Source organism: Mycobacterium sp. (assembly GCF_052144515.1).
GTDB lineage: Bacteria > Actinomycetota > Actinomycetes > Mycobacteriales > Mycobacteriaceae > Mycobacterium.
Genome location: NZ_JBKQQD010000355.1, coordinates 1 through 6,433, shown reverse-complemented (window position 1 = coordinate 6,433; position 6,433 = coordinate 1). Strand labels below are relative to the sequence as shown.

Here is a 6,433-nt window from a genome sequence, read left to right as displayed (position 1 = left end):
CGAAGCGGATGAAGACTGACGGCCACACCGCCAAGGACATCGCCAAATACCTTGGGGTCAGCCGCGCCACGCTCTACCGCTACCTCGCCGCCTAACACCACAAGCGTCTGGTCCTCTCCTCCCGACCCTGCCGCCCACCGCCGTCCTCGATCCACCCCAGCAGCGGCCACCCGGCCCTGCGTGACGAGAGGAGACACCAAGATGACCCATTGGAGCCACAGTGGCATCGCGTTCACCGAGGGCCACGACGACACCGAGATTCTCTGGGGCTATCCCCCCGCCGACAAGATCGACGAGGGAATACAGCGCCTCATCGCCCGCTTGTACGCGGAGCTGCGCCGCTACCCCACGGTGGCCGAAATCGACGAGCAGACCTACGGCCCCACCACAGCGCCGGAGATTATCGAGGGCATAGCCAACGCAGGCAGGGTCTTCCGCGAGGACGTAGGACGCGACCCCACCCCCGCCGAGGTGCAGGCCGGACTGCTGCTCGCCGACACCGAGACCGCCTTGTTCACCTACATGGAACACGACATTCAGGTCGGCGACCGGGTGATGTGGGCAGAGCGCGACGACAACGGCGAGTTCCTGCGCCAGACTCGCGACCGCACTGACGACACGCTCGTGTTCGCCTACGGCACAGTCACTGCCCAACCTGACGGCTGGCATGGCGACAACACCATCACCCACGACGATGGCCGCACCGTCGTCATCGGCCGGAAGTGGCTTATCAAAGTTCCCAGTTGAGTATGCCGTTGAGAGCTGTTTACTTGACACATGGTGACGTTCAGCCACGTGGCATTCGGTGATACACCGGGGCCGCGACCGCTGTGGGCACCGGAACGGTTGTCTACGTTGTGCGGCTTTGTCGCGGCGTAACAGCGGTTCGGTCCATCAGGACCGCTGGTCGAGCAGCCTCACGACATCGACCATTAAGCGGAATGCCGAAAGTGTGGGGTAGAGCACGCGGCTAAGGTCGCTCGTCAGTCTGAGGTTGAGCACGCCGGGGTCAGCGGTCTCGTACTGCTCCTGCTCCGACATCCCAAGGATGGCCCAGGGTCGACCGTGCGCGAACCCGGAACACAACTGCCAGGGCAGTAGTGGAGCGGAACCCGGCGAGTGCTCTTCGGCGTACTTCACCGCTGTACTGCTGCGATACCCGGCCCGCACGTTCGCGGTTGAGATTCCACGCGGGGTCGCGACGGTGTCGAGTTTGGCCAGCTTGGCTTCGCGCGTCGTCTCGTCGGCCAGTCCGAGCGGTTCCAGCGCAATCCGTTGCTCATTGAAGTTTCTCGCATGCCAGCGCAACGTGCGCTCGATCCGGTCATTACGCAGTGACGGATGCAGGATCCAGAAGGCCCCCGCCAGGTTTTCCAGCGATCCGCGCACAAGGCTGTAGACCGCATCGGCGTGCAACACCTGCAGGTCGAGTACCAACGACTTGGCGGCATGGAGGTGATCCACTCCACCTACGAGGCACATTCGAGCGGCATGAGACACGCAGTACGGGCTGCTCTTTTGGTCGTCGCCGGACAGCGACGAGCCAGGGCGTACTTGGAAGTCATTGGGGTCTTGGATCCGTTCCGCCATCCTGTCGATTCCTGGCGCGATCTCCTGCCACTTCGCCACCACCTGCTCTTCCGAGAGTCCGGCGGCCACCTCGTCATCACTCACCAGACGATCATCCGCCTTTCCACCGACAAGACCCCGTAGACGTTGTGGACATATCGTTCGAGCGCCGTCCTCCGTACCTCCGCCGTACCTCTGACTGCGCCGATACGGCCGCGAACCTACTGAGACCGGAGCGGAGCGCAACCGGCCCTGATTGCCACCTATCAATACGAGTCAGGACCCATTTCCATGCAGCCGCAGCAGCTTCTACCGGCGCGTATGCGAACTCTGCCTGGGCGGCATTGAGACATTTACCCCGGCGGTGATTACTGCATCACCTCGATGGTGATTACCGCGTAGGTATCAAATTCCTACGGGTAGGCGCTGAGCTGTCCATCCTGACGTAGTCACGCCGTCCATCGGTGGGTAACGCGTCGGCCCGCATGGTGTTAAGGATGTCAACGATGCGGTCGAACTCGGAATTAGGAAAAACCGCCTCTGGTCAGCGCCCGAGTCAACGACACCATTGTTAGTGAGTTCGCGGCAAGAACTTTCCGCGACACCATGTCTGGTGCCCGCGATGACCGGCCCGGCTTCGCCGAGTGCATGCGTTACCTGCGCGAGGGCGACATCCTGACTCGTGTGGCGACTCAGTCGATTAGGCCGCAACATGCGCGGCATCGTCAACACCCTGCGTGAACTGACCGAGCGCGGTGTGACGATGTGGTCGCTCCACGATGGCGTGGACACCTCGACCAGTACAGGGCGGATGGTCGCTGGAATCCTGATGTCCATCGCCGAGTACAAGCGTGAGTTGGTCCGGGGGCGCACGGCCCTGAAACTCGAACACGCCCGCAAGTCGGGGCGCAAGTTCGGTCAGCCTGCCAGTCTGAACCCTGACCAGGTTGCACTTGCCAGGCGGATGAAATCCAATGCTGAGACCGCAGCCGTTATCTGCGAGACGCTGCGAGTAGGGTGAACGACCCTGTAGCGCTATCTGTCTGACGTGTCAACAACCGCCGACTCGATGTGACGCTGCAAAAAGTAGTGTAGGAGTCTGACAAGCGGCGATAATTTTTGTCGCGAAACATGCTGCGGTACTTGAGACATCCCTTTGCTCCTGAAGAAAATTCCTCATGCTGCGCTGGCGAGCAATTCGGCTTGGTCCATGACGAGTTCGATCGCGGCGGGCTTTTTGTCCGGTGGGTAGCCGTAGCGGGTGAGCAGGCGACGGATGGTCGCGCGCATGCGGGCACGCACCTGTTCCTTTTCACTCCAGTCGATGGTCGCATTACGGCGGACGGAGTCGACCAGCTCGCGGGCGATCTTCTTCAGCAGTTCATCGCCCATCTGCAGCACGGCAGAGTCGTTCTGGCAGATGGCGTCGTAGAAGGCAACCTCGTCCTCGCGCAGGCCAAGTTCGGCGCCTCGGTCATGCTCGTGTTTGAGCTGCTTGGCCAGCGCGACGAGCTCGGCGACAACAGCTGCAGCGTCCAGAGCGTGGTTCTGGTAGCGCAGCACCGCGTCGGCGAGCATGTCCGAAAACGCCCGCCCGGCCACGAGATTGCGTTTTCCGACAAGCTTGATCTCGTCAGCAAGTAGCCGCTTGAGCATCTCGATCTGCAGGTTCGGACGGTCGCTGTGGCGGAACTTGTCGATGAAGTTCTCATCGATCAACGACAGGTCTGGCTGCTCCATCCCTGCCTCGGCATAGATATCGATGACGCCAGTGCCGGAGACATGCTCTGAAACAATCTGCTTGACCGCTACGTCGAGTTCGGCCTTGATGTCGGCGCCTTCGCGATCGGTGCCCTCAATCTTTGTGATCGAAGCGCGAACGGCCTCGATGAACGCGACGTCCTCGCGGATCGCCAGCGCTTCATCGGCGGGCGCGCACACCACGAACAGCGACCTGACACGGCGTGCATGCGCCATAAACCGGCACTTCAGACATGGTGTCTCCGTGGTGCACGGCGACTCGGCCAGGCCCGGGTGGTAACCCAGCAGCCAGTCGGCAGTACCGGCAACGGCGCGCAGGTAGGCTTGATCTCCGCCGCGCGCCAGCGTCTGCCGCCACGGATAGCCCTCCAGGATCGAGCAGACGATCTCATGCTCCTCGACTAGCGCGGGTATTGCCTGCTCGCGCAGATCCTGGCCCAGACCTTGGTTGTCCTGATCGCGCTTGGTGTAGTCCGCGAGCGCGGACTTGAGATCCTCAGCAATGCCGAGATAGTCGACCACCAGGCCAGCTGGCTTGTCCTTGAACGTGCGGTTCACGCGCGCGATGGCCTGCATCAGCGGTGCCCCACGCATCGGCTTGTCGACATACATCGTGTGCATCGATGGCGAGTCGAAGCCGGTCAGCCACATGTCGCGCACAATCACCAGCTCTAGTGGGTCGTTTGGGTCCTTGGCGCGGTTCTTGATCTGCCGCAGCGTCTCCTTTGGGTAGATGTGCGGCTGCAGCAGCGCGTCGTCGGCGGCAGAACCCGTGATGACGACCTTGATCCGGCCCTGTCCGGGATCGTCGGAGTGCCACTCAGGACGTAGCCGGACGATCTCGTTATACAGCGCGACAGCGATCCGCCGCGACATCGCGACAATCATGCCCTTGCCAGCAAGCACCTCGCGCCGCTGCTCCCAGTGCGTGACGATATCGGTGGCCAGCTCGCGTATCCGCTTGTCCGACCCGACGATCGCTTCGACTCGCGCCCACCGCGTCTTGAGCCGCTCTCGCGCTTCCTCCTCGGTACCCGACGTCGCGTCGGCAAATGCCTCATCCAGCGTCTGGTGCGCGTTGGCGGGTAACTCGACCTTGGCCAGACGCGGCTCATAGAAGACCTTGACCGTCGCACCGTCGGTTACCGCCTGCGTCAGGTCATAAATGTCGATGTAGTCGCCGAACACCTGTCGGGTTGAACGGTCCGCACTTTCAATGGGGGTTCCAGTAAACCCGATGTACGTGGCGTTGGGTAAGCCATCACGTAAGTGCCGCGCGAAGCCGTCGACGAAGTCGTAATTGGAACGGTGCGCCTCGTCCACCATCACCACGACGTTCACTCGCTCAGACAGCAGCGGAAACGGCCGACCGGCCTGCCTGTCGGCCTGGGACAGCCCGAACTTCTGGATCGTAGAGAAGATGATGCCGCCGCCCTCGCGGGCCTGGAGCAGTTGCTTGAGGTGATCGCGAGACTCTGCTTGGACTGGCACCTCTGGCAGCGGCGCACCCACCTTGGCCCCGGCGAAGACCTCGTCGAAAAGCTGGTCATCGAGGTCATTGCGGTCGGTGAGGACCACGACGGTGGGATTCTCCATCGCCGGGTGGCGCGTGATCTTGCCGGTGTAGAACAACATTTCCAGGCTCTTGCCCGAACCCTGGGTGAGCCAGACGACACCGGCCCGCCCGTCGGACTCGACCGCATCGACCGTGCAGTCGACGGCTTTTCGGACCGCCCAGTAACTGCAAATGCCTCGGAATCATTCCTGCGGGTCGTATGGCCCCGGCCATCTCATGCCCTGGATACAGGCCAAGAAAACGCACGAGGACGGGCAGCCGATCTCAAAGTGAAGGTCGTTGCCGTTCATGACGACGGACGCGTCGAAATCGACGGTGACGGCCTGAAACTGACGCTGTGGTATCACGACCCTGACCACCTCCGTTCGGCGCTCTGCTTCGGTGGCCGCGCCGAATGCAAGCCGAAGTATCACGTGCTGTCCGTGATCTCGAGCGGCTCGTTCAACCTCGCCACCCTGGACAAGGTGGAGCCCTGCAAACCGCCCATACGCCGGCGACCGACCGAGACCACCAGGCAGTTCATCGAACGGGCGATGCCGGACAACCACGGCTACACGATTCCGGCGCGCTGGTGGGCTGACCTGGATGCTATACCGGACGGCGACACCGGTGAACCGGAGTCTGGATACTTAGTTGGAGTCGAAACTCCCACGGATCCAACGCTGTTGGAGCCATTGCCCCCCAAACCACCGACGCCAGGACACACCGACCGCGGCACGCGATCCAAGGGGAAGGCCAGCAATGACTGAGTCAACGCAGGCCGCACTGGCCAAGGAGCTGGGCTTCTGGCCTGCCACGGCTAAAAGGATGGACGCGGACGTGGCAGCGATGTGGCCGCTACGACTACCGAAAGTGCCTGACGCACACCACCAATCCTTGACCACCTGGTTCCCAGCGCGCCGTCTCCGACGAGCATGCCGCCCCTGCGGACAGCCGACCGGTACGCGGCTGGGCGTAAGCACGGCTGAATTGGATATGGCCAGGTTGGCCGTCCAGGGGCCGGAACGAGGACCGGCAATGCCAGATTACCCAGCACCCCAAGACCGCCCACCACTCGACGACGCTCAGCGACGAGACCTCGTAGAGGAAGCCGGTTATGGGTCCGCGACGACTCCACCTGGTGATCTCACATCACCGATCCGCCAGATGCCACCGGCAGTCGGCCCCGATTCCCCGTTGCGGCAAGGGAATTTGAAGGACTCGTGGCGACCGGGACTGACATGGTGGGGACTCGTCGGCATCTTGCACGGCTGCATACGACCGTCGCCAAATCACCCCCAGCCGCTTGACGTCGACGATCACCGCAGCCTGCCCACTACCACCACGTAAGTGTCGGCTGAGGCCCAGCTAGACTGGCGAGCATCGCTCGGCCCCAGGAGATTGTGATGCGCCGCGGAATTTTCGGTACCCCGATAGTGCCCGCCTTCAACGCTGTCGCGGCCAAGCTGGTTGATGTGCCCCTGTTGGGCAACGTTGTGGGCCGAAACCTGGTGATGATTTCCTACGTCGGCCGTCGCTCAGGCAAGA

At 62.4% G+C, this 6,433-nt stretch carries 6 protein-coding genes; 4 read left to right on the top strand and 2 right to left on the bottom strand.

Annotated elements, in window-relative coordinates:
• Positions 1-8 precede the first annotated feature (8 nt).
• Positions 9-95, top strand: a complete 87-nt coding sequence (locus tag ACLP9N_RS23220; protein ID WP_442409596.1) for a helix-turn-helix domain-containing protein — start codon at positions 9-11, stop codon at positions 93-95.
• Positions 96-201: 106 nt separating this feature from the next.
• On the top strand, positions 202-747 hold the full coding sequence (locus ACLP9N_RS23215) for a hypothetical protein (RefSeq protein WP_442409594.1): 546 nt from the start codon (positions 202-204) through the stop codon (positions 745-747).
• Between the two features lie 147 nt (positions 748-894).
• Here ACLP9N_RS23215 and ACLP9N_RS23210 read toward each other — a convergent pair whose 3' ends face one another.
• A complete protein-coding gene (locus tag ACLP9N_RS23210; protein WP_442409593.1) occupies positions 895-1,674 on the bottom strand; it encodes a hypothetical protein in 780 nt (259 codons plus the stop codon).
• A gap of 577 nt (positions 1,675-2,251) precedes the next feature.
• On the opposite strand from ACLP9N_RS23210, the gene ACLP9N_RS23205 reads away from it, so the two are divergent.
• Positions 2,252-2,590 carry a recombinase family protein gene (locus ACLP9N_RS23205; protein WP_442409592.1) on the top strand — a complete coding sequence of 113 codons (339 nt, stop codon included), beginning with the start codon at positions 2,252-2,254 and terminating at the stop codon, positions 2,588-2,590.
• Positions 2,591-2,745: 155 nt separating this feature from the next.
• Here the strand turns inward: ACLP9N_RS23205 and ACLP9N_RS23200 are convergent, their stop codons facing one another.
• Positions 2,746-5,079, bottom strand: coding sequence for a type I restriction endonuclease subunit R (locus ACLP9N_RS23200; RefSeq protein WP_442409595.1), 2,334 nt, complete (start codon positions 5,077-5,079; stop codon positions 2,746-2,748).
• Positions 5,080-5,175: 96 nt separating this feature from the next.
• Between ACLP9N_RS23200 and ACLP9N_RS23195 the strand changes: the two genes are divergently transcribed.
• Positions 5,176-5,655 carry a hypothetical protein gene (locus ACLP9N_RS23195; RefSeq protein WP_442409591.1) on the top strand — a complete coding sequence of 160 codons (480 nt, stop codon included), beginning with the start codon at positions 5,176-5,178 and terminating at the stop codon, positions 5,653-5,655.
• The last annotated feature ends 778 nt before the right edge of the window (positions 5,656-6,433 follow it).